This is a genomic window from Candidatus Eisenbacteria bacterium (assembly GCA_035577985.1).
Lineage (GTDB): Bacteria > Desulfobacterota > Binatia > DP-6 > DP-6 > DATJZY01.
Genome location: DATJZY010000127.1, coordinates 14251 through 38984, shown reverse-complemented (window position 1 = coordinate 38984; position 24734 = coordinate 14251). Strand labels below are relative to the sequence as shown.

The 24734-nt window shown below is 69.4% G+C and carries 24 protein-coding genes; 16 read left to right on the top strand and 8 right to left on the bottom strand.

Annotation, left to right across the window (positions count from 1 at the left end):
- The first annotated feature begins 33 nt into the window (after positions 1–33).
- The 9 genes from VMS22_18350 (at position 34) to VMS22_18310 (ending at position 7725) form a co-directional block, all read left to right on the top strand.
- Positions 34–1032, top strand: coding sequence for a sulfate ABC transporter substrate-binding protein (locus VMS22_18350; GenBank protein HXJ35998.1), 999 nt, complete (start codon positions 34–36; stop codon positions 1030–1032).
- 12 nt (positions 1033–1044) lie between these two features.
- Positions 1045–1869, top strand: coding sequence for a sulfate ABC transporter permease subunit CysT (cysT, locus tag VMS22_18345; protein HXJ35997.1), 825 nt, complete (start codon positions 1045–1047; stop codon positions 1867–1869).
- Complete coding sequence (gene cysW, locus VMS22_18340; protein HXJ35996.1) at positions 1862–2755, top strand: sulfate ABC transporter permease subunit CysW; 894 nt, start codon at positions 1862–1864, stop codon at positions 2753–2755. Before cysT ends, cysW begins: the two co-directional genes overlap by 8 nt.
- On the top strand, positions 2752–3810 hold the full coding sequence (locus VMS22_18335; protein HXJ35995.1) for a sulfate ABC transporter ATP-binding protein: 1059 nt from the start codon (positions 2752–2754) through the stop codon (positions 3808–3810). Before cysW ends, VMS22_18335 begins: the two co-directional genes overlap by 4 nt.
- Before the next feature lie 15 nt (positions 3811–3825).
- Positions 3826–4017 carry a DUF2292 domain-containing protein gene (locus VMS22_18330; protein HXJ35994.1) on the top strand — a complete coding sequence of 64 codons (192 nt, stop codon included), beginning with the start codon at positions 3826–3828 and terminating at the stop codon, positions 4015–4017.
- Positions 4017–4679, top strand: a complete 663-nt coding sequence (locus tag VMS22_18325) for an XRE family transcriptional regulator (protein HXJ35993.1) — start codon at positions 4017–4019, stop codon at positions 4677–4679. The genes VMS22_18330 and VMS22_18325 overlap by 1 nt, the downstream gene beginning before the upstream one ends.
- Positions 4680–4784: 105 nt before the next feature.
- A complete protein-coding gene (locus VMS22_18320; GenBank protein ID HXJ35992.1) occupies positions 4785–6302 on the top strand; it encodes a putative porin in 1518 nt (505 codons plus the stop codon).
- Between the two features lie 107 nt (positions 6303–6409).
- Positions 6410–6937: a hypothetical protein gene (locus tag VMS22_18315; GenBank protein HXJ35991.1), complete on the top strand. Its 528-nt coding sequence runs from the start codon at positions 6410–6412 to the stop codon at positions 6935–6937.
- Between the two features lie 83 nt (positions 6938–7020).
- Entirely contained in the window at positions 7021–7725 is a 705-nt protein-coding gene (locus tag VMS22_18310) for a hypothetical protein (GenBank protein HXJ35990.1), read from the top strand.
- Between the two features lie 94 nt (positions 7726–7819).
- On the opposite strand, the gene VMS22_18305 is transcribed toward VMS22_18310, so the two are convergent.
- The 6 genes from VMS22_18305 to kdpF are packed head-to-tail and all read right to left on the bottom strand — an operon-like array spanning position 7820 to position 16776.
- Positions 7820–9145 carry a sigma-54 dependent transcriptional regulator gene (locus VMS22_18305; GenBank protein HXJ35989.1) on the bottom strand — a complete coding sequence of 442 codons (1326 nt, stop codon included), beginning with the start codon at positions 9143–9145 and terminating at the stop codon, positions 7820–7822.
- Between the two features lie 5 nt (positions 9146–9150).
- Complete coding sequence (locus VMS22_18300) at positions 9151–12147, bottom strand: ATP-binding protein (protein HXJ35988.1); 2997 nt, start codon at positions 12145–12147, stop codon at positions 9151–9153.
- A gap of 11 nt (positions 12148–12158) precedes the next feature.
- The gene (gene kdpC, locus VMS22_18295; protein ID HXJ35987.1) at positions 12159–12731 is read right to left on the bottom strand and encodes a potassium-transporting ATPase subunit KdpC; all 573 of its coding nucleotides are present in this window, start codon (positions 12729–12731) and stop codon (positions 12159–12161) included.
- A 16-nt stretch (positions 12732–12747) separates the two neighbouring features.
- The gene (gene kdpB / locus VMS22_18290) at positions 12748–14838 is read right to left on the bottom strand and encodes a potassium-transporting ATPase subunit KdpB (protein HXJ35986.1); all 2091 of its coding nucleotides are present in this window, start codon (positions 14836–14838) and stop codon (positions 12748–12750) included.
- Between the two features lie 25 nt (positions 14839–14863).
- Positions 14864–16666, bottom strand: coding sequence for a potassium-transporting ATPase subunit KdpA (gene kdpA, locus VMS22_18285; protein ID HXJ35985.1), 1803 nt, complete (start codon positions 16664–16666; stop codon positions 14864–14866).
- The gene (gene kdpF / locus VMS22_18280; GenBank protein HXJ35984.1) at positions 16666–16776 is read right to left on the bottom strand and encodes a K(+)-transporting ATPase subunit F; all 111 of its coding nucleotides are present in this window, start codon (positions 16774–16776) and stop codon (positions 16666–16668) included. The genes kdpA and kdpF overlap by 1 nt, the downstream gene beginning before the upstream one ends.
- 296 nt (positions 16777–17072) lie before the next feature.
- Between kdpF and VMS22_18275 the strand changes: the two genes are divergently transcribed.
- From VMS22_18275 to VMS22_18245, 7 genes are all read left to right on the top strand, one after another.
- On the top strand, positions 17073–17396 hold the full coding sequence (locus VMS22_18275) for a hypothetical protein (GenBank protein HXJ35983.1): 324 nt from the start codon (positions 17073–17075) through the stop codon (positions 17394–17396).
- A 413-nt stretch (positions 17397–17809) separates the two neighbouring features.
- Positions 17810–18526 (top strand): sulfite exporter TauE/SafE family protein, encoded by a 717-nt coding sequence (locus VMS22_18270; GenBank protein HXJ35982.1) that lies wholly within the window; start codon positions 17810–17812, stop codon positions 18524–18526.
- Positions 18527–18528: 2 nt separating this feature from the next.
- Positions 18529–19230: an urease accessory protein UreH gene (locus VMS22_18265; protein ID HXJ35981.1), complete on the top strand. Its 702-nt coding sequence runs from the start codon at positions 18529–18531 to the stop codon at positions 19228–19230.
- Entirely contained in the window at positions 19227–19781 is a 555-nt protein-coding gene (locus VMS22_18260) for a sigma-70 family RNA polymerase sigma factor (GenBank protein ID HXJ35980.1), read from the top strand. Before VMS22_18265 ends, VMS22_18260 begins: the two co-directional genes overlap by 4 nt.
- Positions 19774–20496 (top strand): anti-sigma factor, encoded by a 723-nt coding sequence (locus VMS22_18255; GenBank protein HXJ35979.1) that lies wholly within the window; start codon positions 19774–19776, stop codon positions 20494–20496. Before VMS22_18260 ends, VMS22_18255 begins: the two co-directional genes overlap by 8 nt.
- Positions 20497–20506: 10 nt before the next feature.
- Complete coding sequence (locus VMS22_18250) at positions 20507–21157, top strand: glutathione S-transferase family protein (protein HXJ35978.1); 651 nt, start codon at positions 20507–20509, stop codon at positions 21155–21157.
- Between the two features lie 65 nt (positions 21158–21222).
- On the top strand, positions 21223–21642 hold the full coding sequence (locus VMS22_18245) for an aspartyl protease family protein (GenBank protein ID HXJ35977.1): 420 nt from the start codon (positions 21223–21225) through the stop codon (positions 21640–21642).
- 185 nt (positions 21643–21827) lie between these two features.
- Here VMS22_18245 and VMS22_18240 read toward each other — a convergent pair whose 3' ends face one another.
- Positions 21828–23609 carry an ATP-binding protein gene (locus VMS22_18240; GenBank protein HXJ35976.1) on the bottom strand — a complete coding sequence of 594 codons (1782 nt, stop codon included), beginning with the start codon at positions 23607–23609 and terminating at the stop codon, positions 21828–21830.
- Positions 23610–23802: 193 nt separating this feature from the next.
- Positions 23803–24234, bottom strand: coding sequence for a Csp1 family four helix bundle copper storage protein (locus VMS22_18235; protein HXJ35975.1), 432 nt, complete (start codon positions 24232–24234; stop codon positions 23803–23805).
- Positions 24235–24734: the final 500 nt, after the last annotated feature.

Below are 24734 nucleotides of genomic sequence, written 5' to 3'. Positions count from 1 at the left end.
CTGGACCGCGGTCCAGGGCTGATGGAGACCCCGATGTCGAAGCACGCTCTTCTGGTATTCGTCGCCGCGGCGCTGCTCGCGGCCGCTCCGCGCCGCGCCGGCGCGCTCGAGCTCCTGAACGTGTCCTACGACCCGACGCGCGAGCTCTACCGGGCCGTCAACGAGGCCTTCGTTCCCAGGTACAAGGCCCAGACCGGCGCCGTCGTCACCGTCAGGCAGTCGCACGGCGGCTCGGGCAGCCAGGCGCGCGCCGTGCTCGACGGCCTAGAGGCGGACGTCGTGACCCTCGCCATGTGGACGGACACCAACGCGATCGCGAAGGCGGGCCTCATGCCGCTCGGATGGGAGAAGACGCTCCCGAACGACTCCCTGCCCTACACGTCGACGATCGTCTTCGTCGTCCGCAAGGGCAACCCGAAGAACATCCACGACTGGCCCGACATCGTGCAGCCCGGCGTCGAGATCGTGACGCCGAACCCGAAGACCTCGGGCAACGGCAAGCTCTCGTTCCTGGCCGCTTGGGGATCCGTCGTGACCCGCGGCGGCTCGGACGCCGACGCCCTCGCGTTCCTGAAGAGGCTCTACGAGCAGGTGCCCGTGCTCGACCTGGCGGCGCGCGCCGCGACGACCACCTTCGTCCAGAAGAACATCGGCGACGTCCATCTCGCCTGGGAGAACGAAGCGGAGCTCGAGGTGCAGGAGGCGAACGGCGCGGTCGAGATCGTCTATCCGCCGACGAGCTTCCTCGCCGAGCCGTACGTCGCGATCGTCACGAAGAACGCCGAGAAGAAGGGCAACCTCGACGCCGCCAAGGCCTACCTCGAGTTCCTCTACACGCCCGAGGGCCAGGAGATCATCGCCAAGAACTTCTACCGGCCCACCGACCCGCAGGTGCTCGCGAAGTACAGGTCCCAGTTCCCCGATCTGAAGCTCTTCAAGATCGACGCCGTGGCCAAGGGCTGGGACGACGCCTCCGCCAAGTTCTTCGCGGACGGCGGGCTCTTCGACAGCTTCTACAAGCCGAAGAAGTAGGAGGCGCCTCCGATGGTCGACGTCAATCGCCGCGTGCTGCCCGGGTTCGGCCTCTCGCTCGGCTACACCATGCTCTACCTGAGCCTGGTGGTGGCCGTGCCGATGGCCGCCGGGTTCGCGAAGGCCGCCCACCTCTCGCTCGACGAGTTCTGGGCTGCCGCGTTCTCGGACCGGGCGCTCGCGGCGTACTGGCTCACGATGTGGACGGCGTTCGCGTCCGCCGTCGTGAACCTCCTCCTGGGCGGCCTCGTCGCGTGGGTGCTGGTCCGCTACGAGTTTCCACTGAAGCGCCTGTTCGACTCGCTCGTCGATTTCCCGTTCGCGCTGCCGACCGCCGTCACGGGGCTCGTCTTCTCGAGCCTCCTCGTGAAGGACGGGTGGTACGGGCGCTTTCTCGTACCGCTCGGCATCCAGGGCGCGTACTCGCGGCTCGGCATCGTGATCGTCCTCGTGTTCATCGGCTTTCCGTTCGTCGTGCGGACCCTGCAGCCCGTCCTCGAGAGCCTCGATCGCGACGTCGAGGAAGCGTCCGCCTGCCTCGGGGCGAGCCGGCTCCAGACGGCGCTCAAGGTGACCCTGCCCTCGATCATGCCCGCGCTCATCACGGGCTTCGCCCTCGCGTTCGCGCGCTCGCTCGGGGAGTACGGCTCGGTCGTCTTCATCTCCGGCAACATGCCCTTCCGCACCGAGATCGCGCCGGTGCTGGTGGTCGCCCGCCTCGAAGAGTTCGCCTACGGCGAGGCGGCGGCGATCGCGGTCGTGCTCCTCGCGATGTCCTTCGTGACCCTGTTCTCGATCAACCTCCTCGAACGTTGGAGCGCGCGCCAGCATGGCTGAGACAGCAGGACATCGCCCCGTTCCCGTGCGAGCCCACGAGGACCCGCGCTGGGTGCAGTGGACGCTCACGCTCACGGCCGTCACCGTCATGGTGCTGCTGGTCGTCGTCCCGCTCGTGAACGTCTTCGTCGAGGCGTTCGCAGCCGGACCGCGCGTCTACCTGAAGAACCTCTTCCAGGACCCCGACACGTTCCACTCGATCAAGCTGACGCTCATGGTGGCGCCGACGGCGGTCATTCTGAACCTCGTCTTCGGCATCGCCGCCGCCTGGGCGATCGCGCGCTTCAAGTTTCCGGGGCGCGCGTTCCTGACCGCTCTCATCGACCTGCCGTTCACCGTCTCGCCGGTCGTGGTCGGTCTCTTCCTGCTGCTGCTCTTCGGGCTCCAGGGCTTCTTCGGACCGTGGCTCCGCGAGCACGACATCCACATCGTCTTCGCGTTCCCGGGGCTCGTGATGGCGACGTGCTTCGTCACGTTCCCGGTCGTCGCCCGCGAGCTGATCCCGCTCATGGAGGCGCTCGGCGCCGAGGAGGAGATCGCCGCCGTCAGCCTCGGCGCCCGCGGCTGGCAGCTCTTCCGCATGATCACGCTCCCCAACATCAAGTGGGGCCTGCTCTACGGCGTGATCCTCTGCAATGCGCGCGCCATGGGCGAGTTCGGCGCCGTGTACGTCGTCTCCGGCCACATCGCCGGCAAGACCGACACCATGCCGCTGCGGGTCGAGAAGCTGTTCCAGGAATACAACCTGCCCGGCGCCTTCGCCGTGGCGTCGGTGCTGGCCATGCTCGCGCTCGTCACGCTGCTCGTGAAGACGACGCTCGAGTGGAAGACGCGCCGCGAGCTCGAAGAGAACAAGCGAATGCTGACTCTAGGAGGAGAGGCATGAGCATCACGGTCAAGAACGTCACGAAGAGCTTCGGCACGTTCGTCGCGCTGAACGACGTGACCCTGGAGGTGCCCGCCGGCGAGCTGCTGGCGCTCCTCGGTCCGTCCGGGTCGGGCAAGACGACGCTGCTGCGCATCATCTCGGGACTCGAAGCGCCCGACTCGGGCACCGTCTTCTACCACGACGAGGACGTGACCGACGCCGCCGTGCGCGAGCGCAACGTCGGCTTCGTCTTCCAGCACTACGCGCTCTTCCGGCACATGACCGTGTTCGACAACGTCGCGTTCGGCCTGCGCGTGCGCAACCGGCCGAAGGCCGAGATCCGCGACCGCGTGCACGAGCTGCTGCGCCTGGTCCAGCTCGACGGCTACGAGCGCTCGCTGCCGTCGCAGCTCTCCGGCGGCCAGCGCCAGCGCGTCGCCCTCGCCCGGGCGCTCGCGGCGCAGCCGAAGGTGCTGCTCCTCGACGAGCCCTTCGGCGCGCTCGACGCGAAGGTGCGACAGGAGCTGCGCCAGTGGCTGCGCCGCCTGCACGACGAGATCCACGTGACGAGCGTGTTCGTCACGCACGACCAGGAGGAGGCGTTCGAGGTGTCCGACCGGGTCGTCATCATGAACCACGGGAAGATCGAGCAGATCGGATCGCCGGCGGAGATCTTCGAGCATCCGGCGAACCCCTTCGTCATGGACTTCCTCGGCAACGTGAACGTCTTCCACGGCAGCGTGCAGTCGGGCCGCGCGACGCTCGGCAACATCGAGGTGGCGTACCCCGAGTACACCGACTCCGAGTCACGTCAGGCCATGGCGTTCGTGCGCTCGCACGAGCTCGAGATCCTGCGCACGAAGAACGGCCGCCCGAGTCTCGAGGCCAAGGTGACGCACATCAACCCGGCCCGCCCGGTGGTGAAGGTGCGCGTCTACTCGGAGACGTTCGGCGTCGTGCTGAACGTGGACCTCTCCTGGGACCGGTTCACCGAGCTGAAGCTGGTGCCGGGCGACGTCGTCCAGGTGTCGCCGCGGCAGATGCGCGTGTTCGTCCAAGACTACATCATTTGAGGGGATGGGGATTGTATGCGAAACGACCAATCGACGACCGACGTGCCGACCCCGCTCGATCGCACCCGCGATGCGCTCGAGCGCATCCAGACGGCGCTGCGGGGCCTGCGCTTCGGGACGGTGACGGCAGTGGTGCAGGACGGGGTGGTGGTGCAGGTCGACCGGACCGAGAAGATCCGTATCGAGAAGCGCGAGCGAGGATCGTGATGACGACGCAGCTCCCGACGATCGACGACGCCCTCGAAGAGACCGTCCGCGACGAGCGGGCGGAAGCGGTCCGGGGGCCCGACAGCCCCGAGGGCCGTGCGCTCGCGGCGGCGGTCGGGAGCAACATCGAGCGCCATCGTCGCAAGCGGGGCGTGACGCTCGGCGAGCTCGAGCGGCGCACGGGCATCGACGTCCCGATCCTCGAACGGCTCGAGCGTGGCGAGCTCATCCCGAGCCTGCGCGCGGTGTGGACGCTCGCGACGGCGCTGGAGGTGCCGTTCGGCGCCCTGGTCGCGTATCCCGGGCGGCCCGACGTCGCGTTCAGCATCCGCCGCTCCGGGCAAGGACGCGTCGTCGCCTCGTCGGACAACGGCTTCCGTTCCCGCGCGCTCTCGCCGCTGGGACAGGCCGACGCGCCCGAGGTCTACGAGATCTCGCTCGCGCCCGGCTGCGTGGAAGAGGCGCACGCGCATGCTCCGAAGACATACGAGCATTTGACCATTCTGAGTGGCACGCTCGTCGTCCAGGCCGGCGACGATCTCGCGCGGCTCGAAGCGGGCGACGTCCTCTTCTTCCGCGCCGACGTTCCGCATCGCTACGAGAATCCCGGCGACGTCGAGGTCGTCGCCCATCTCGTCATGACGTACGCCGCACGTTCGTAGATTCCATCGTGGTCGACCCTGCGCAGGGAGACCCACCGACTGAAACATACGCGCCGCTGACCGGACCCACCGGAGGCACGCAGATGCTCGAACAAGGAGTGTCGCATGTCCATCTGGGGGTTTGGAGAGAAACGCTGGACCGTCATCGTCATCTCGGCGCTGCTCGGCCTGGCCACGATCGCTAGGGCCGCCGAGCCCGATGCGGAGCGGCGGCTGCGTCTGCTCGAACAGCAGCTGCAGCGGACGCAGGAGGAGATGCGGCGACAGCAGGCCGAGCTGAAGCAGCTCCGCGGCGAGATGTCGCAGCAGAAGGCGGTCTCACGCGCGACGGAGGAGCAGGTCCAGCACGCGGCCGACGCCGCCGACATTGCGAAGGCCAAGACCTCGAAGATGCCCGACTGGCTCAGCTCCCTGACACCCTTCGGCGACGTTCGCTTTCGCTACGAGGGCTTCTACAACCAGCCGCATCTGGAAGACCAGGTCGTGACGGCCAACAACCGCGAGCGCGTCCGAGCGCGGGTCGGCTTGCGCTTCAACTACAGCGACGAGGTGGGAGCGACGGTGCGCATCGCCACCGGCAACGTCAACGACCCGATCTCGACCAACCAGACGCTCACCGGCAACTTCACGCCGTTCACGGTCAATCTCGACTGGGCCTATCTCACGCTCGCGCCCGGCAAGACCTTCAACATCCGCCCCGGCCTCGTGACGGTGAACGCCGGCAAGTTCCCCAATCCGATGTTCCGCGTCGGCGAGCTGGTCTTCGACGAGGACCTGGCCCCGGAGGGCTTCAACGAGACGCTCGCGCTTCTCGACAAGCCGATCGGCGACCCGAGCATCCTCAGTCTCGATCAGCTGAAGCTCAACGCCGAGCAGTGGACCTTCAGCCAGGTGAACAACCGGGCGGACGGGTGGATGTTCGGGGGACAAGTGAACCCGAGCATGCACATCGGCCCGCTCATGCTCGAGGCCGGCATCGGCCAGTACTGGTGGCTCAATCCCGACGAGATCGCGCAGGCCACCAGCAGGAACACGACCTCGTACACCGCGTCGGGTGCGCCCGTCGCGAACCCGAACTTCAACTCCAGCCTCGTGAACACCAACCAGATCGTGCTCCAGAAGATCCAGCCTCCGACGCAGAAGGGCGGCAAGCAGCCCGCCGCGTTCGCCGCCACGACGGGTTTCCTCAGCGACTTCAATCAAACGAACGTGACGCTGCAAGGCACGCTGCCGAACGTCGTGCGGGCCCAGCCGGTGAAGTTCTTCCTCGACTTCGTGAACAACTGGGGGGCGGTCAGCAAGGGCTTCGGCTGGCAGGGCGGCGCGCAGCTCGGACAGACGAAGACCCAGGGTGACTGGGCGGCCTACGCGCTCTACGAGTACATCCAGCAGGATGCGGTCATCTCCGCGTTCACCTGGAGCGACTTCGGCGTCGGCGGGACGAACCAGCAGGGGCCGGTGGTCGGCTTCGCCTATCAGCTCTTGAACCCGCTCACGATCAGCACGAAGGCCTACTTCACCAGCTTCATCGACCGGCCGTGGGTCGCGAGCCAGGGGACGGCGAACTTCGTGAACAACCCGACCCAGACGCGCTTTCAGATCGACGCCCTCGTGAAGTTCTGACCGAGGACCGGGACGACACCATGAACGCCACCACAAACGCTCGCGGCCCCGGATGGACCGGAGGCACGCAGATGGAGACTTTCGCGATGTTTCGAGTATCGAAGTGCATGACAGTGGGGGTCCTGGCGATCGCCGTGCTCCTGCGCGGCACGGCGCACGCGCAAACCGCCACGACCACCACGTCCACCAGTACCAGCACGACCACCACGCTGCTCCCGCACCCGTTCAGCCCCGAAACGCGGGCCTGCATCAAAGCTGCGAAGCAGGCGTACCGGCAGTGCCCGGGCACGAAGGACGACTGCTTGAAGCAGTATCAGACGGCGTACGCCCAGTGCTTCGCGGCCGGCGACGGGGTCAAGTGCGCGACGAAGTGCCAGACGAACCTGTCGAAGTGCCTGACGAACGTCCCGACGACCCGCAAGACCTGCATGAAGACGTGCCGGACGAACCGCAGGAACGACACGAAGGCCTGCAAGACGATTCCGGACGGCGACACCATCTGGGCATCGGGGGATCAGGGATGCCTCGTGACCAAGAGCTTGACGTTCAAGCTGTGCAAGTTCCAGTGCTCGGAGGCAAAGCAGGTCTGCCACACCAACTTCACGTTCTGCATCGCGGACTGCCCCAACCAGTAGCCGGCTGATGCGAACCGGACGGGTCCGGCCCTCGGGCCGGGCCCGTCCGGGCATCGAGCGTATCCAAACCTCGACGAGGCGCGATGAGAGTCTTCCTCTTCATCCTGACGTCACTCGGCCCGGTCGTCGCCTGCGGGTGCGGCCTGCACACGATCCCCCTCGATTCCGACGTCACCTTCGCGGCACACCAGGAGAGCCAGGTGTTCGTCGTGGATCGCCCGCTGTCGGGCAAGCCGGCTCTCGTGACGGCTCCGCAGTTCCTGCGTCTCCCCGGCGATCCCGCCTGGGCGCTGCGCCACGATGGGAAGACGCTGGCGGCCTACTGGATCGACGGCAATGCCGGCACGAGCGCGCGGGCGGGCCTCGAGGTCTCGGACCAGTCGCTCGGCGACGTCCGCCCGAGCTGGGACGACAACGCCGTGCGTCTGCACATCGAGCCGCCCGGGGGCGAGCCCATCCAGTCCGACGTCTTCGCAAGGACCGACGGCAACGCCGCAACGACCACCCTCACCCGGAGCGCACAGACGATCCTCGACGTCCGTGGCAGGTACCAGTCGGCGCTCCGCGACACGAAGGGCACCGAGGTGGGCTGGCTGCGCCTTCGCATCGGTCCGTACGAGGCCGCTCCGCGAATCTACGAGGCCGCGCTTCCCGCCGGCGTGAGCGAGGAGCTGGCCGTCGCCGCCGTCATCTCGCTCGCCAGCGAGATCGACTGGATCGAGGGACACACACTCAACGTCTACCAGGGCGATCGGGGGCCACTGATCCAATCCCTCCCGATGCGCTGACACGGGCGCTTCGGGCTTGCCGCCGCACGCCCGTCCCTCCCCCCAGCATACGCTGGTGGCGGGCGTGCGGTGGCACCTCCCCGGTCGGTCGGCGTCAGTCGAGGTTCCAGCGCTTGCGCTTGCGCCAGAGCGTCGTGACGTTGATGCCGAGCCGCGCCGCCGCCTCTTCGAGCGTCGCCGACTCGGCGAGCACGGTCTGCACGTGCCGCCGCTCCATGTCCTCGAGCGACGACGTCCCGCCAGTCGGCGGAGGCGGGCCCGGGCGCGTCACGTGATCGGGCAGGTCCTCCACCTGTACCGCGTCGCCGCGGCAGAGCACGAGCGCGCGCTCGAGAACGTTCACCAGCTCGCGCACGTTGCCGGGCCAGCGCGACGCCAGAAGGGCCTCGCGTGCGGCCGGGGCGAGCGCGACGTCGGGGCGCGCGTGACGGACCCGCAGCGTGCCGAGCAGGTGATCGACGAGCGCCGGCAGGTCCTCGGGACGCTCCCGGAGAGGCGGAAGCCGGAGCCCGATCACGTTCAAGCGGAAGAAGAGGTCTTCGCGGAAGCGCCCTGCATGCACCTCGGCTTCGAGGTCCCGGTTCGTCGCCGCTACGACGCGTGCGTCGACCTCGATCGTGTCCGCCCCGCCGACGCGCTCGAACTGCCGTTCCTCCAGGAAGCGGAGCAGCTTCGCCTGCAGCTCGGGCGGCAGCTCGCCAACCTCGTCGAGGAAGACCGTGCCCCCCTGCGCGCGCTCGAGGCGACCGGGCTTGTCCTTCCAGGCACCCGTGAAGGCTCCTCGCACGTGTCCGAAAAGCTCGCTCTCGAGGAGGTGATCGGCGAGCGTCGTGCACGCGATCACGACGAACGGCCGCGTGCGGCGCGGGCTCCAATCGTGGATCGCGCGCGCGAGCACGTTCTTTCCCGTTCCGCTCTCGCCGCCGAGCAGCACGGTCGCGTCGGACGCCGCCGCCTGTAGCGCCGTCTCGAGCACGCGCCGCATCGCCGGATTCGCCGACTCGAGGAGCGCAGGAGGATCGACCGCGCGCCGCAGGCTGCGATTCTCCCGCCGGAGCCCCTGCACCTCGAGCGCGCGCGCGATCACGACCTCGACCTCGTCCATCGAGAAAGGCTTCACGAGGTAGTCGTGAGCGCCCTCGCGCATGGCTTCGACCGCTCCCGCGACCGTCGCGAAGGCCGTCATGAGGATGACGAGCGCCTCGGGTCGCCGGCTCCGCAGCTCGCGCAGGAGCGTCATCCCGTCGAGGCCGGGCATGCGCACGTCGGACAGCACGAGGTCGACCGCCTCCCGCTCGAGCCGGCGCAGGGCATCGGTCCCGTCGGCGGCCACGAGGGCACGGTAGCCCGCCCGCTCCACGACGCTCGCGAGGTGCGTCCGGATGTTCTTCTCGTCATCGACGATGAGGATGGTCGGCATCCTGGTCACCCCCGCGGAAGCTCGATCGTGAAGCGCGTCCCGTGGCCGACCTCACTCTCGACGAAGACCCGGCCGCCGTGAGCCTGCACGATGTCGCGCACGATGGCGAGCCCGAGGCCGGCGGCGCCCGGCTCGGTGTCGCCCCCACCCTGCACGAACCGCTCGAAGATCCGCTCCCGCAGCTCGGGGGGGATCCCGGGCCCGGTGTCGGCGACCACGAGGCGCACGGCGCCGTTGGCGGCCCCGGCTTCGACCGTGATCCGCCCGCCGCGCGGCGTGTAGCGGAGCGCGTTGGCGATCAGGTTCGAGAGCGCCCAGGTGATCTTCGTCGGGTCCCCCGCCAGACGGAGGTTGCCCTCGGCGATCGCGGGGGTGACCGTCACGTCCCGCTCACGGGCCTGCAGCGCAAACAGACGCACGACGCGCGTGACCACGTCCGGCAGGTCGAGGTCGCGCCGCTCGAGCGCAATGCTCATCGCCCGCGACCGCGACACGTCGAGGAGCCGCGCCGCCACGTCCTCGAGCCGCGCCACGTCCTCGCGCGCGGCCGCGACGAGCTCCGCGGGCGGCCCGTCGGCCGAGGTGCCCGACCGGTCCAACAGGTCGGTCGCCAGCCGAAGCGATTGGAGCGGGGTGCGGAGCTCGTGGGACAGCGTCGCCATGAGCTGCTCGCGGCGTGCCTCCTGGTCGCGCAGATAGGTGACGTCCTGGAGGACGACGATCAGCCCCGCGGGCCCGCCGCCGGGGAGATGGAGTGGCGTCGGGCGCAGCACGAAGTAGTGGTCGCGCCCGCGCAGGTAGAGCGCGAGCTCGACCGGCTCGTGAGGCTGCTCGGGGTGCGCGAGGAGGTTGGCCACCACTCCGCGCAGCCGCAGGTAGTGCGGGTGATTCGAGCCGAGCTCGGCGAACGCGGTTCCGAGCGCCTGCGCCCGCTCGACGCCGAGGATCGCGCACGCCACCTCGTTCACGTGGACCACGTGCCCCGTGTGATCGAGAACCACGAGGCCGTCCTCGATGCTCTCGATGACCGCCTCCGTCTTCGCCTTTTCGGCGAGGACGACGTCGATGCGGCTGCGCTCGATCGCGACGGCGGCCTGCCCCGCGAACGCTTCGAGGAGCTGGCGCTGCTCGAGCGGAAGCACCTGGTCCGCGGTCGCGCGCAGCGCGAGCACCCCGACCGCGCCGCGCGCCGTCGACAGGGGCACGTGCAGCCACCCGCCCCCGGGCAGCGTGTCCGTCCCCCGCCCGGCCGGCTGGTCGTGCTGCCACACCCACGCGGCCGTCCCCCGCTCGGGCTCATCGAGCTCCGTCCCCGGAGGATCGATGCCTTGCACGGTGAGACGCTCGCCCTCGGGGAGCAGCACCGCCGCCGGCGCCCCGAGCACCCGGCTCACGTGCTGGACGGTCCGCCCGACGACGTCTGCGAGGGTCGCCGCGGCGGCCATTTCGCCGGCGAACGCCCGCAGGGCGGTCATCCGCGCTTCGCGTCGCCGCGCCGCTTCCGCTTGCGCCCGCACGCGCGAGGTGAGCTCGGAGAGGACCACGGCCACCACGAGGAACACCATGAGGGAGAGAATGTCCTGGGGTTTTGCGACCGTGAACGTGTAGTACGGCTCGACGAAGAAGAAGTCGTACACGAGGAGCGCGACGATCGAGGCGGCGATCGACGGCCCGAGCCCCGTTGCGATCGCGCTCACGAGCACCGCGGCCAGGAACACCATGCCCGGATCGGGGAGCGGCAAGACGAGCTGGAGCCCGCGCGCGATGAGGCCCGCGGCGACGACGATGCCGCCCGCCATCGCATAGCGGCGCGGGCTACCCCAGCGCCGCGGCGGCGGCGCCGGCGCGACCGCCTCGGCGCCTCCGGACACCACGCGCACGTCGATCGACTCGCTGAGACGAATGACCCTGTCCACGACAGAGCGGCCGCGCAGCGCGTGCCAAGCGGGGCGAACCGGGCGTCCGACGATGATTTCCGTCGCGTCGTGCTCGCGCGCGACGCGGACGAGCTCCCCGGCGACGTCGTCCCCCGGCACGGTCAGCGCCTCGCCGCCGAGCCGCTTCACCAGTGCGAGCACCTGCGCCGGCCGCGCGCGCTCCTCCTCGGACGCCTCATGGAAGCGCGACGGCTCGACGAAGACGGCCATCCATGGCGCGTCACGCCGCTCGGCGATCCGCCGCGTGATGCGGACGAGCCGTTCCGAGAGGGCGCCGCCACCGACCGCCACGAGCAGCCGCTCCGCGACGCCCCAGGGCTCCGCGACGCCGCGCGCCCGGCGATGCGTCTGCACCTGCTCGTCGACGTGCTCGGCCGTCTCCCGCAGCGCGAGCTCTCGCAGCGCTGTCAGGTTGGCGGGTTGGAAGAAGTGCTCGAGCGCGCGCTCGGCCTGCTGGGGCACGTAGACCTTGCCGTCGCGCAAGCGTTGGAGCAGCTCTTCGGGCGGAAGGTCGATCAGCTGGACCTCGTCGGCGCGATCGAGGATCGCGTCCGGCACCGTCTCGCGGACGCGCACGCCCGTGATCTGCGCGACGACGTCGTTCAGGCTCTCGAGGTGCTGGATGTTGACCGTCGTGTAGACGTCGATGCCCGCGTCGAGAAGCTCCTGGACGTCGAGGTAGCGCTTCGGATGCCGGCTACCGGGCGCGTTCGTGTGCGCGAGCTCGTCGACCACCGCCAGCTCGGGCCGTCTCGCGAGCAGGGCGTCGAGGTCCATCTCGGCGAGCATCTGCCCGCGATATGGGATGGCGCGGCGCGGGATGACCTCGAGACCCTCGAGCAACGCCGTGGTCTCGGAGCGCCCGTGCGTCTCGACGACGCCGACGACGACGACGATGCCCTCCGCCCGCCGCTGGCGCGCGGCCTGCAACATCGCGTAGGTCTTGCCTACCCCCGGCGCCGCCCCGACGAAGATCTTGAGCCGCGCGCGCGTCTCTCGCGCCGCCGTCGCTAGCAGGGCCTCGGGCGACGGACGCCGGGCGTCATCCGAGGTGCGAGAGGGCACGCGGCGAGATTCTACTTGGTCGCGGCGTCCAGCGCGAGGTTCAACGCCAGAACGTCGACCACGGGCTCACCGAGCATCCCCAACTGGCGACCGTGCGTGTGGCGCGTGACGAGCCCTTCGACCGTCGCCTCGGGGAGCCCGCGCACCCGCGCCACGCGGGCCACCTGATAGGTGGCGGCAGCCGGACTGATGTGCGGGTCGAGCCCGCTTCCGGACGCGGTGACGAGATCGACCGGAATGGGCCGCGGGTTCGCCGGATCGGCGTTCTTCAAGGCGTCGACGCGCGCCTTCACCGCGTCCACGAGCGCGTCGTTCAGCGGACCCAGGTTCGATCCCGAGGACACGGCGCCGTTGTACGCGACTGGCGAGGTCGCCGAGAGCCGGCTCCAGAAGTACTTCGGATCGTCGAAGGGTTGACCGATCAGGGCCGAGCCGACGGGCTGGCCGTCCTTCACGATCAGGCTGCCGTTCGCCTGCGACGGGAAGAGCACCTGGGCGATGCCGGTCACGACGAGCGGATAGACGACTCCCGTGAGGATCGTCAGCAGCGCGAGGGACATCAGGGCTGGACGGAGTTGTTTCATTGGTCGTCTCCCGTGGTCAGGCGAGCCCGAGCCCTACCAGCAGCATGTCGATCGCCTTGATGCCGATGAAGGGTGCGACGATGCCGCCGAGGCCGTAGATGAGCAGGTTGTCGCGCAAGAGGACGGACGCCCCGACCGCCCGATAGCGTACGCCGCGCAGCGCGAGGGGGATCAGGAGGATGATGATGATGGCATTGAAGATGACGGCCGAGAGGATGGCGCTCTGCGGAGTCGCGAGGCCCATCACGTTCAGGCGGTTGAGGACCGGATAGGTGGTCGCGAAGGCCGCCGGGATGATCGCGAAGTACTTCGCGACGTCGTTCGCGATGCTGAAGGTGGTGAGCGCGCCGCGAGTCATCAGGAGTTGCTTCCCGATCTCGACGATCTCGATCAGCTTGGTCGGGTTCGAGTCGAGGTCGACCATGTTGCCGGCTTCCTTCGCGGCCTGGGTTCCGGTGTTCATCGCGACGGCGACGTCCGCCTGGGCGAGCGCGGGGGCGTCGTTGGTCCCGTCGCCCGTCATGGCGACGAGCCGGCCGCCGCGCTGATGCTCGCGGATGAGGTCGAGCTTCTTCTCGGGCGTGGCCTGCGCGAGGAAGTCGTCGACGCCGGCTTCGGCGGCGATCGATGCGGCCGTCAGCGGGTTGTCGCCGGTGATCATGACCGTCTTGATGCCCATGCGCCGGAGCTCGGCGAAGCGGTCCTTGATGCGCGTCTTGACGATGTCCTTCAGCTGGATGACGCCCATGACCTGTGCGCCCTCGGCCACGACGAGCGGCGTCCCGCCCTCGCGTGCGATCGTCTCGACGCTCGTGTGGACGACGGCCGGGAAATGCCCGCCCAGCGCCTTCACGTATTCCTCGATCGCGTCGGATGCGCCTTTGCGTACCTGGCGGCCGTTCAGGTCGGCGCCGCTCATGCGGGTCTGGGCGCTGAAGGGCACGAAGGTGGCTCCGAGCGCGTGGATGTCCCGCTCGCGGAGCCCGTACCTCTCCTTGGCGAGGACGACGATGCTGCGGCCCTCGGGCGTCTCGTCGGCGAGCGAGGCGAGCTGCGCGGCGTCGGCGAGCTTCTCGACGCTCACGCCGTCGGCCGGCATGAAGGCCGTGGCCTGCCGGTTGCCGAGCGTGATCGTGCCGGTCTTGTCCAGCAAGAGCACGTCGACGTCGCCGGCCGCCTCGACGGCGCGGCCCGACATCGCGATGACGTTCGACTGGATCATGCGGTCCATGCCGGCAATGCCGATGGCGGAGAGGAGCCCGCCGATGGTGGTCGGGATCAAGCAGACGAGGAGCGCCGCCAGCACGGTCACCGTGATCGGCGCCCCCTGCCCGACCTCGTTCACGCTGTAGATCGAGAACGGCAGCAGCGTCACGGTCGCGAGCAGGAAGATGATCGTGAACCCGGCCAGCAGGATGTTGAGGGCGATCTCGTTCGGCGTCTTCTGCCGCTTGGCGCCCTCCACCATCGCGATCATCCGGTCGAGGAATGTTTCGCCCGGGTCGCTCGTGATCGTGATGACGAGCCAGTCGGAGAGGACGCGCGTGCCCCCCGTGACAGCGCTCCGGTCGCCGCCGGCCTCGCGGATCACGGGTGCGCTCTCCCCGGTGATGGCGCTCTCGTCGACCGACGCGATGCCGATCGTGATCTCCCCGTCGCTCGGGATGAACTCGCCCGCCTCGACGAAGACGAGGTTGCCCTTCCGTAGGTCCGCGCTGGTCACCGACGTGAACTTGGCGCGCGTGGGGTCGAAGGAGCCGTTCGAGGGAGCTCGGTCGAGCTTTCGCGCGACGATGTCGCGGCGCGCCTTGCGGAGCGCGTCGGCCTGCGCCTTGCCGCGGCCCTCGGCCATCGCCTCGGCGAAGTTCGCGAAGAGCACGGTGAACCACAGCCAGAGCGACACCGCGAGGATGAAGCCGGCGGGCGCCTCGCCGTGACCACCGAGCGCCTGCACGAAGAGCACGGTCGTGATGACGCTGCCGACGAGCACGACGAACATCACGGGGTTTCGCACCTGATGGCGCGGGTCGAGCTTCGCGAACGACGCCACGATGGCGCCGCGCACGATCTCTGGGTCCAGGAGGGGACGAGCCTTGGATTGTGTCATCATCGACTCCGCTTGTGCGTCTCGATCACGCAGTCATCATGAGGTGCTCGACGATGGGGCCGAGCGCGAGGGCGGGAATGAAGGTGAGGGCGCCCACGATGATCACGACTCCGATCAGCATCACGACGAAGAGCGCCGTGTGCGTCGGGAGCGTGCCGGGGCTCGCCGGAACGACCTTCTTCTGCGCGAGCGAGCCGGCGATGGCGAGCGTCGGAATGGCGAGCCAGTAGCGTGCGAACAGCATCGCGATCCCACCGCTCGTGTTGTAGAAGGGATTGTTGGCGCCGAGCCCGGCGAAGGCGCTGCCGTTGTTGTTGCCCATCGAGCTGAACGCATAGAGGATCTCGCTGAAGCCGTGGGCGCCCTTGTTGAAGCGCCCTGCGAGACCGGCCTCCGTCGCAACGCCGAGCGCGGTGAATCCGAGCACGACGATGGGTGGGATCAGGATGACGAGCGAGGCCATCTTCATCTCGTAGGCCTCGATCTTCTTTCCCAGGTACTCCGGCGTGCGCCCGACCATGAGCCCGGCGACGAACACCGCGATGATCGCGAACACGAGCATGCCGTAGAGCCCCGAGCCGACGCCGCCGTAGATCACCTCTCCCAGCTGCATCATGAACAGCGGAACCAGGCCGCCGAGCGGGGTGAACGAGTCGTGCATCGCGTTCACCGAACCGTTCGAGGCGGCGGTCGTGGCGGTGGCCCAGAGCGCCGAGTTGGCGACGCCGAAGCGCACCTCCTTGCCCTCCATGTTGCCGCCGGGCGAGAGGTTGCTCGCGACGGTGTCGACCCCGAGCGCCGCGATCCTCGGATTGCCCTGGTATTCGGCCCACACGCAGAGCGCGAGCAGGACGATGAAGATCGCCGTCATGGCCGCGAGCACCGCCCAGCCCTGGCGCGTGTCGTGGACCATGACGCCGAACGTGTAGCAGAGCGCCGCACCGATCAGCAGGATGGCGAGCATTTCGAAGAAGTTGGAGAGCGGCGTCGGGTTCTCGTAGGGATGGGACGAGTTGACGTTGAAAAATCCGCCGCCGTTCGTGCCGAGCTGTTTGATCGCCACCTGCGACGCGGCTGGGCCCATGGGCAACGTCTGCTCCGTCACCGCCTTCGTCTCCGTCTTCGGCTGGCCCTGCTCGTCGAGCACGGGGTTGCCGTCGGCGTCCGTCACGGGCGTCGTCATGGACGTCGGCTGGAGGAGCGGGACCGTCTTGTAGGCGGAGAAGTTCTGCACGACTCCCTGGGAGACCTGCACGAGCGCCAACACGAGCGCGAGGGGGAGCAGGATGTAGAGGGTGCTGCGCGTGAGGTCGACCCAGAAGTTGCCGATGTCCTTGGTCGTGACGTTGCGGAAGCCGCGGATGAACGCGACGAGCGTCGCCATCCCGGCCGCGGCGGAGACGAAGTTCTGCACGTTGAGGCCGAGCATCTGCGTCAGGTAGCTCATCGTGGCCTCGCCGCCGTACCCCTGCCAGTTCGTGTTGGTCGCGAAGCTGACGGCCGTGTTGAACGACGAGTCCGGCGTCACGGCGGCGAACTCTTGCGGGTTGAGAGGCAGGAATCCCTGCAAGCGCTGCAGGAGATAGACGACGAGGAGGCCGAGCAGATTGAAGAGCATCATCGCGACCGCGTACGTCTTCCACGTCATGCCGTCGTCCGGACGGACGCCGCACAGTCGATAGATGAGACGCTCGATGGGCCCGAGAACCGGACCGAGGAACGTGGGCTGGCCCTCGTAGACGCGCGCCATATAGCCGCCGAGCGGCTTCGCAAGCGCGAGAAGGACGACGAGGTAGAGTCCGAGCTGCAGGAATGCGTTGGCGGTCATTAGAACCACTCCGGCTTCAGCAGTGCAGCAAAGAGGTAGACGAAGAGCACGAGCGTCACGATGCCACCGATGGCGTAGAGCATGGCCGGGGCCCTCCTAGAGGCGCTCACAGGCCACGATGAAGGCCCACGAGAGCGCGAAGAATCCGACGGCCAAGCCGATGTAGAGCACATCCATTCGTTCACTCCTCCTTAGTGCTCGCCCACGATCCGCGATGAGCGACGCATCTTGCCTCACGCACGAAGCATGCCACCTGACGCGTCGCGAAATTCCTTATGCCCCATGGTGGGACTCCGACTTGGATTGCAAAGTGAAACATGCCCCTCGTGCGATTCGCATTCTCCGCCCGGGTTCCGCCGCCGATCGCAATCTGCATGGTGGTCGTGCTGCACCCTGCAGGCCCAAGATGGCCGATACCTCGATTTCCCTAGCAACCTCGCAGGCCTGTCCGTGGCACAGCCGATGCTCTTTCGAGGCATCGATGACCGCGGGGATGTTCATGTGGATCGGGCTGGTGGTTGCCTACGGCCTCGCCGTCCGCGGGCTGATCGGAAGCGACCGGCGCGATCCCGGCGAGATCGGTCACGCCGCCGTCGCGGGCGGGCGGAGCCTGGAACTGGTCGCGAGCCGTCCGCAGACCATCGCCACGCCCTCCGGCCCGACCTCGATCGGTTGCCCGCGATCGATCTCCGCACCGTCGTTGACGGCCTCGCGGCGAGCGTCTCTCTGAGCGTCTCCAGAACGTCTCGACGACGAAGAGCAGCTCGTGCGGGGTGCCAGCGGCCGCGCCCACGCGGATGCGGTCGATCGCGCGGCTGCGTGCGATGTCGAGCAGCCACGCGAGCGGCGAGCCACGCCCGGCGTCGCAGCCCCCCGGCCTGGTTTCCACGCCTGACGACGGACGTCGCCCGTCACCTCCTCCGCGATGCCGTCGCCGCCCACGATCCGGCCGACGAACGCGTGCCCCGATCGTTCGATCTCTGGTCGGCTGCTGCGGGCTGACACTTGGTTCCTCCTACAGAAAAACACACTCGGATGGCCGGATTGGGTCGGCCCCGACCGACTACGAGTGTGCCGGCACACATCCGACCGCCGGGCGCTTCCGTATGAGCGGGTGAACCGCGCGCGCATCCCGTCAGCCTCATGGCGAGCGCGCTCCTCGTGGCCCTGGTGCTCGGCGCCTTCCACGCGCTCACACCGGGGCACGGCAAGACGATCGTCGGCGCGTACCTCGTCGGCGCGCGCGGAACGTGGCGCCACGCCGTCTTCCTCGGCCTCGTCGTCACGGCGACACACACGCTCGGCGTCTACGTGCTCGGGCTCGCGACGCTCGTCGCGTCGGCGTGGGTGCTCCCCGAGCGACTGCTGCCGTGGATGAGCGCCGTCTCCGGCCTGCTCGTGGTCGCGGTGGGCGCGTCGCTCCTGCGAAGCCGTCTCGAGACGGCGCTCCACGGCCACCCGCACGACCACGGCCACCATCACCACCATCATCACGACGGGGAGCACGATCACGGCCACAGCCACGTACCGCCCGCCGACGCGGCGCCGACGGCGCGGAACCTCCTCGCCCTCGGCGTCTCGGGAGGCATCCTTCCCTGCCCGTCCGCGCTCGTCGTCATGCTGGGCGCGATCGCGCTCGGCCGCACGGCGTTCGGCCTCGTGCTGATCCTCGCCTTCAGCGCAGGTCTGGCGGCGGTTCTGACCACGATCGGTCTCGCCCTCGTCTACGCGCGCGGGCTGTTCGATCGGTTGCCCATCGACGGCCGCGTCGCGCGCTACATGCCGGTGGCGAGCGCCGCCGTCATCTCCCTTGCAGGCCTCGCCATCCTGGTGGAGGCTCTCGCCCGGATCGGAGCGTGATCATGCCGACCTCTCCTCTCGCCATTCTCGGCCTCGGCTTCGTGCTCGGCCTGCGCCACGCCCTCGACGTCGATCATCTGGCAGCGGTGTCGACGATCGTGAGCCAGCGCCGGAGCCTCTTGCGTTCGTCGCTCGTGGGCGCGCTCTGGGGCCTCGGACACACGGTCTCGCTCGTGGCGGTCGCGGTCGCGGTGATCGGCCTCCACACCGAGATCCCGCCGTCGGTGGGTCACGTGCTCGAGCTCGGCGTCGCGATCATGCTCGTCGTCCTCGGCGTGAACCTCCTGCGCAGCGTCGCCGCCGGCCAGGTGCATCTCCACGCGCACACGCACGGCAGGCGGACGCACGTGCACCCGCACCTCCACGCGCACGAGAGAAGCGATCACGAGCACGCTCCGAGCCGGCGCCGGCCGTTCCTGGTCGGCATGGTGCACGGCCTCGCGGGCAGTGCGGGGCTCATGCTCGCCGTCGTCGCGACGATTCCGAGCCCCGTGCTGGCGCTTGCCTACGTGGTCGTGTTCGGCATCGGTTCCGTCGGCGGCATGACGGCCATGAGCGCGCTCCTCGGCATTCCGGCCCTCCTCACGACCGAGCGCTTCGCCGGCGCCGAGCGCCTGCTGGGCATCGGCGCCGCCGTCGCGAGCGTCGTGATCGGGCTCCAGCTCGCGTGGCAGATCGGCATGGAGGCGGGGCTCCTCGCGTGAACGAAGCCGACCTCCTCGCGCGCATCGCGCGCGGCGACGAGCCGGCGCTCGCCGAGCTGTACGACGCCACGTCGTCGCTCGCGTACGGCCTCGCGCTCCGCATCGTGGGCGACGCCGACACCGCCGAGGACGTCGTGCAGGACGCGTTCATGCGGATCTGGCACCGCGCCGATCGCTACGAGCCGGCGCGCGGCGCCGCGCGGCCGTGGCTGCTGCGCGTCGTGCGCAACGTCGCGATCGATCGCCTGCGCACGGCGGATGCGCGCAGCCGCGCCGAGACGCGCAGCCAAACCGACGTCGCCCTGGCGCCCGTATCCGAGCGTCCGGAAGACACGGTCGGGCGAGCGGAGCGAGCGCGGGTGTTACGAGCCGCGCTGGCCGAGCTGCCGGCCGATCAGCGGCGCACGATCGAGATCGCCTACTTCGAAGGTCTGTCGCACAGCGAGATCGCCGCGCGCGAGAAGATGCCCCTCGGAACCGTCAAGACGCGCATTCGCGACGGTGTGCTAAAGCTCAAGGAGAAGTTCGTGGGAGTTCCGGTCCATGCGTGACGACGAGCCGATCGGCGTCGACGAGCGCGAGCTCGACGACCTGGCGCTCGAAGCGCTCGCCGAAGCGCACGCGCGACGTGCGCCCGCGCCGCTGCGCGAGCGGCTCGTCGGCGCCGTTCGGACCGAGGCCCAGATCGCGGGCACCCGCCGGGCGCTCACCCGCTGGCGCATGGTCGGCGCGCTCGCTGCCAGCGTGGCCGTCGTCGCGACGGGTCTCCTCGCGCGCGAGCTACGGTACGCGCAGGGGCAATCGGCCCAGATCGCGGGTCTCGCGACCGCGAACGCGGACCTCGAGCGCCGGCTCGACGAGCAGGGCAAGACGCTCGTCGGGCTGCGCGAGGCGCTCGATGCGCAGACCGAAATCCTGCGCGTCATCGGCGGCCCGCGCACCCTCACGGCGCAGCTCGCGCCGAAGGAAGGTTTCGCCGGCAGCGGCCGCGTGCTGGTCGATCAGGAGAGCGGCGAAGCCCACATCGTGCTCGCGGGGCTGCCGCCGGCCGGCGCCGGGAAGACGTACGAGCTGTGGGCCATCCGCGGCGATCATCCGCCGGAGCCTGCCGGGCTGCTGCGGGTCGCGGGCGGTGTCGCCGTCGCGACGCGCCTCGAGCGCGTGAAGGCACCCGGAGACGTCTCCGCGTTCGCCGTCTCGATCGAGCCCGAGCAGGGATCGACGAGCCCGACGGGACCCATTGTACTGGTCGGTAAGCTGACGTAGGCCCTCGGGCATGAAGGTCTACGACTCGTTCGGCCCGAATCCGCGCGCGCTGCGCATGTTCCTCGCCGAGAAGCAGCTCGAGCTGCCCAAGGCCGACGTCGATCTCCTCGGCGCCGAGAACCGGCGGCCGCCCTACACCGAGAAGAACCCCGGCGGGCAGATCCCCGCGCTCGAGCTCGACGATGGCCGCACGCTCGGCGAGACGGTCGCGATCTTCGAATACCTCGAAGAGAAGCATCCGAAGCCGGCGCTGGTCGGTACGACGGCCGAGGAGCGCGCCGAGACGCGTCAGTGGCAGCGCCGCGTCGAGCTCAAGATCACCGAGCACCTCTACAACGGCTTCCGCTTCGCCGAGGGCCTGGCGCTCTTCGAGCCGCGCATGCGCGTCCTGCCCGAGGCCGCCGAGGGCTTGAAGGCGACCGTGCGCGACAACCTCCAGTGGCTCGACGGCCTGCTCGCCGGCAAGCAGTACGTCGCCGGCGATCGCTTCACGATCGCCGACATCATCCTCTACTGCGCCCTCGACTTCGGCCGCGGCGTCGGCCAGCCGTTCGATCCCAGCCTGAAGAACCTCTCGGCGTGGTTCGAGCGCGTCGGCAAGCGCCCGAGCGCGACGTCGAGCCTCCACCCGATGTCCGCGGCGATCGGGTCGGCGGGCTGAACGCGACGGCTCGGTAGTAACCACAGTGCTTGTCGCCCGAACACTGCGGGGCTACTGATTGCGTCGTGTCACTGACGATCGTACGCCGGCTCCGACGGGGGAAGTGCAACGTGGGGCTGACGACGGTCGTGGTGCGAATCAGCCGTGTGGGTGGGAAGCGGGCGGTCGAGGAGCCGATGCTCGTCGACTCGGGGGCGATCTACGCGGTCGTTCCGGCCCCGCTACTGCGGAGGATCGGCGTGCGACCGCACGGCCGCGAGACGTTCTCTTTGGCCGACGGCAGCACGGTCGAGCGCGCCGTGGGCAGCGCCTTTTTCGAGATCGGCGATCGCCGTGGCGCCGCGCCCGTCATCTTCGGCGAACCCGGCGACGCGAGCCTGCTCGGCGCGATCGCCCTGGAAGCGCTCGGCCTCATCCTCGACCCGCTCAAACGCGAGCTCCGTCCGATGAAGCTCTCGCTCGCCGCTGCGCGCCTCGCGAGCTGACCGCGTCAGCGAAGTGGCGTAAGCCGCGAGCCCGGCGGGGCGGCGGGCATCGCCCTCGGCGCGACTCCGCAGGCCCTTGCGCGCGCAACGATTGGCGGCTGGGCAGCTCCAGCTTACGCGACGCGCATGGGCCGAGGACGCGGAGCGCAGAGGGCGATGCCCGCCGCCCCGCCGTGCACAGCGACTCACGCCGCCGCAGCCCCGATCGAGCCCCCGAGCGGGAGCCGCAGCGTGAACGTGGTGCCCTTCCCGACCGTGCTCGCGACTTCGAGCGTCACGCCGACCTGCTCGGCCAGCTTGCGCACGATGTAGAGCCCGAGCCCGACGCCGCCGTACGGCCGCTGATCGGAGCTGTCGACCTGGCGAAACATGTCGAAGATGTGCGGGAGCTGATCGGGTGGAATGCCGATGCCAGTGTCGCGCACCGTCACCAGGCAGTGGTCGACACCGCCGCGGACGCTCACGACGATCTCGCCCGCGTGCGTGAACTTGAGCGCGTTCCCGACCAGGTTCTTCACGACGATCTTCAGCTTGCGGCGATCCGTGAAGGCGGTCGGCTGGCCGTGCGCCTCCCAGCGCAGGACGACTCCGGCCCGGCGGGGGATGGCCTCGTACTGACCTTCGAGCTCGTCCCACAGCTCGTGCATCGAGATCGCCTCGCAGTGCGCCGGATCCTGCCCGGACTCGAGACGGTTCAGGTCGAGCGTCGCCTGCACCAGGTCGAACAGATCGCGACCCGCGGAGCGGATGCGGTCGACGGCGACCCGGCCCTCGACGTCCGTGACCGCCTCCTCGAGGACGTCGATGTAGCCGAGCATCACGCTGAGCGGCGTGCGCAGCTCGTGCGACATCGTCGACACGAACTCGGTCTTGACGCGGTTCGCCCGCTGCAGGTCGGCGACGAGCTGCGCGTTCGCGAGCGCGATCGCGCATTGCGACGCGAAGCCCTGCGCCAGGCGGAGCTGCTCGTCGCCGAAGCCGCCCGACTCCCCGCGAAGGTTGAAGGCCAGATAGCCGAGCACCCGGCTCCCGTGCGCGAGGGCAACGTACAGACTCTCGACGACGCCGAAGTGATCGCGGACGAGCTCGCTCATGGCCGCCAGCGACTCGGACGGCGTGCGTGCGAACCCGCGGGCGGCGAGCTCGCGGAGCAGCGGCTCCACCGCCACCAGCGGCACGTCGAGCCCGATGACCTCGCGCTCGGCCTCGGTGAGATCGCCCACCATCGAAACGGTCCGCAATAGTTCGCGCCGTTCGTCGACGAGCCCGAGGGCGACGGTGTCACCGCCGACCAGCGCGTGGCCGACTCGCGTGATCGTCGCGACCGTTTCGTCGAGATCGAGGCTCGCGTTGAGCTCGCGATTCGCGTCGAGCAGCAGCTCGCGCTGCGCGGTCATCGCGCATGCCTTCTCGCGCTCGAGGAACGCCGTACGGCGCTGGCGGTCGAGCACGTAGGCGCCGACGGCGGAAAGCGCCACGCAATCGGCGAGCGAGAACCCGAGGTCGACGATGTGGCCCTCGGCAAAGACGTTCCACCCCGGCAGCAGGGCGTAGGCGCACCCCAGCACCAGCGCGACGACGAGCTGCGGGCCGAGACCCCACGGGATCACGATCGCCGCGCCCATCATGAGCGCCGAGACCGCGCCGACCTTGACGTCGTGCCCCTGCGGCGCTTCGACGAAGATGCCGAAGAGGAGCAAGCCCAGCGCCAGCACGAACGCGATCGCGATCGGGATGGCGCGCCGTCCCGCCGAGCGCTCGCTGACGACGGCGTGCGTCAGCGCCGCGAGGGCGAGCATGCCGATCAGTGCGAGCGCCCGGATCGGCGTGCCGTCGCCGAAGACACGGATGTTGACCGCGAGCGCCAGCGTGAGCGGCGGCAGGAGCAGGAACGTCGTTCGGCGCAGCCGCCCAAAGGCCTCGACGCGTCGGGCCTCCTCGAAACGGGCCCGCGTCTTCCCGTCCATGGGGCGGCTGTGGGCTAGCGTCCCGGGGGTGATGCTCACCGACGAATTAGTCACGGTCGTCGTCCAAATGCCGCGCCCACCCCCCCAAGCGAGGCCGAAAAAGGGCCTGGGGGGCTGGCAACGCGACCTTAGAGCAACCGCCATGCCGACCGCCGGGCAGTTCCGGGGCCGGCCCATTCAAGGCCGCGGTGGACTACGCGAGGACCTTCTTGCACTCGACGATGACGCGAGCGCACGCGTCCGCGCACTCCTTGCAGACGGCGTGATGCGCTTCGTGCTTGCGACAGACCTGCTCGCAGTCGGTACAGACGTCCAGGCAGACGCGGGCCGTACTCTTCAAGTATTTGCCGCCGGCGGCGGCGATTGGCCCGACGGCGGCGCAGATCGCGAGCATCTGGCGCACGCTCTGCGCGCACTCGGCGAGCGTAGTGTCGCCCTTGCCGAGCAGGTCGAGGCAATGCTGCAAGCAGGCGTCCCCGACGACGACGCACTTGCCCGCGGCGTCCGCGAGGGCTCCGGCGGGCGCGGCGGCCGGAGCTTCACCGGCCGCAAGCGCCCGGCTCGCCGCCTGCGCCACGACGGCGCTCGCTGCCGCCAGCAACACGGTCCTTCGTGTCACGTTCATGTGGTCCTCCTTCCGGGATGCTGGCCCGGGTTAGCATGGACCCGCGACCTTACCCAGGGGCGCTCGGACGGTGGGAACCCACGGCACGGCCGCCCGTCCTGCGACGATGTGTCGCAGTTGTTCGCGCCGGAAGCGCAGTGGTATGGCCGGGACCATGGACGGCCGGCGCGCGTGCGCGATCGTACTCGTGCTGGCGCTGGCCTCTGCCGGTGCGATCACCCCGCTCGGCTCCTGCGATCGCTGTCCGCCCGGTTGCCCGATGCACGGCCGCACTGAATCGAGGCGCCTCGGCTGCCACCACGGGAACCGAGCTGCGCCTCACGGTCCCGGAGCGGCGGCCGCCAACGACCGCGACGGCTCGCAGTGCGCGTTCGGTGCCCGGTGTGGCCGGACGCCCGCCGACGCGACCGGCGCTCTGGTCACCCTGCCGCCCGACGACGGTCGCATCGAGCCGCTGCTCGTCGCCGTCGCCGGACCGCGTGACGTGACGGGCGGACGGC

What these genes read in the sequence shown, in the direction of transcription:
- VMS22_18350 (HXJ35998.1), top strand. Translation starts at nt 34, where the DNA reads ATGTCGAAGCACGCTCTTCTGGTATTCGTCGCCGCGGCGCTGCTCGCG.
- cysT (HXJ35997.1), top strand. Translation starts at nt 1,045, where the DNA reads ATGGTCGACGTCAATCGCCGCGTGCTGCCCGGGTTCGGCCTCTCGCTC.
- cysW (HXJ35996.1), top strand. Translation starts at nt 1,862, where the DNA reads ATGGCTGAGACAGCAGGACATCGCCCCGTTCCCGTGCGAGCCCACGAG.
- VMS22_18335 (HXJ35995.1), top strand. Translation starts at nt 2,752, where the DNA reads ATGAGCATCACGGTCAAGAACGTCACGAAGAGCTTCGGCACGTTCGTC.
- VMS22_18330 (HXJ35994.1), top strand. Translation starts at nt 3,826, where the DNA reads ATGCGAAACGACCAATCGACGACCGACGTGCCGACCCCGCTCGATCGC.
- VMS22_18325 (HXJ35993.1), top strand. Translation starts at nt 4,017, where the DNA reads ATGACGACGCAGCTCCCGACGATCGACGACGCCCTCGAAGAGACCGTC.
- VMS22_18320 (HXJ35992.1), top strand. Translation starts at nt 4,785, where the DNA reads ATGTCCATCTGGGGGTTTGGAGAGAAACGCTGGACCGTCATCGTCATC.
- VMS22_18315 (HXJ35991.1), top strand. Translation starts at nt 6,410, where the DNA reads ATGACAGTGGGGGTCCTGGCGATCGCCGTGCTCCTGCGCGGCACGGCG.
- VMS22_18310 (HXJ35990.1), top strand. Translation starts at nt 7,021, where the DNA reads ATGAGAGTCTTCCTCTTCATCCTGACGTCACTCGGCCCGGTCGTCGCC.
- VMS22_18305 (HXJ35989.1), bottom strand. Translation starts at nt 9,145, where the DNA reads ATGCCGACCATCCTCATCGTCGATGACGAGAAGAACATCCGGACGCAC.
- kdpC (HXJ35987.1), bottom strand. Translation starts at nt 12,731, where the DNA reads ATGAAACAACTCCGTCCAGCCCTGATGTCCCTCGCGCTGCTGACGATC.
- kdpB (HXJ35986.1), bottom strand. Translation starts at nt 14,838, where the DNA reads ATGACACAATCCAAGGCTCGTCCCCTCCTGGACCCAGAGATCGTGCGC.
- kdpA (HXJ35985.1), bottom strand. Translation starts at nt 16,666, where the DNA reads ATGACCGCCAACGCATTCCTGCAGCTCGGACTCTACCTCGTCGTCCTT.
- VMS22_18275 (HXJ35983.1), top strand. Translation starts at nt 17,073, where the DNA reads ATGGCCGATACCTCGATTTCCCTAGCAACCTCGCAGGCCTGTCCGTGG.
- VMS22_18270 (HXJ35982.1), top strand. Translation starts at nt 17,810, where the DNA reads ATGGCGAGCGCGCTCCTCGTGGCCCTGGTGCTCGGCGCCTTCCACGCG.
- VMS22_18265 (HXJ35981.1), top strand. Translation starts at nt 18,529, where the DNA reads ATGCCGACCTCTCCTCTCGCCATTCTCGGCCTCGGCTTCGTGCTCGGC.
- VMS22_18255 (HXJ35979.1), top strand. Translation starts at nt 19,774, where the DNA reads ATGCGTGACGACGAGCCGATCGGCGTCGACGAGCGCGAGCTCGACGAC.
- VMS22_18250 (HXJ35978.1), top strand. Translation starts at nt 20,507, where the DNA reads ATGAAGGTCTACGACTCGTTCGGCCCGAATCCGCGCGCGCTGCGCATG.
- VMS22_18240 (HXJ35976.1), bottom strand. Translation starts at nt 23,609, where the DNA reads ATGGACGGGAAGACGCGGGCCCGTTTCGAGGAGGCCCGACGCGTCGAG.
- VMS22_18235 (HXJ35975.1), bottom strand. Translation starts at nt 24,234, where the DNA reads ATGAACGTGACACGAAGGACCGTGTTGCTGGCGGCAGCGAGCGCCGTC.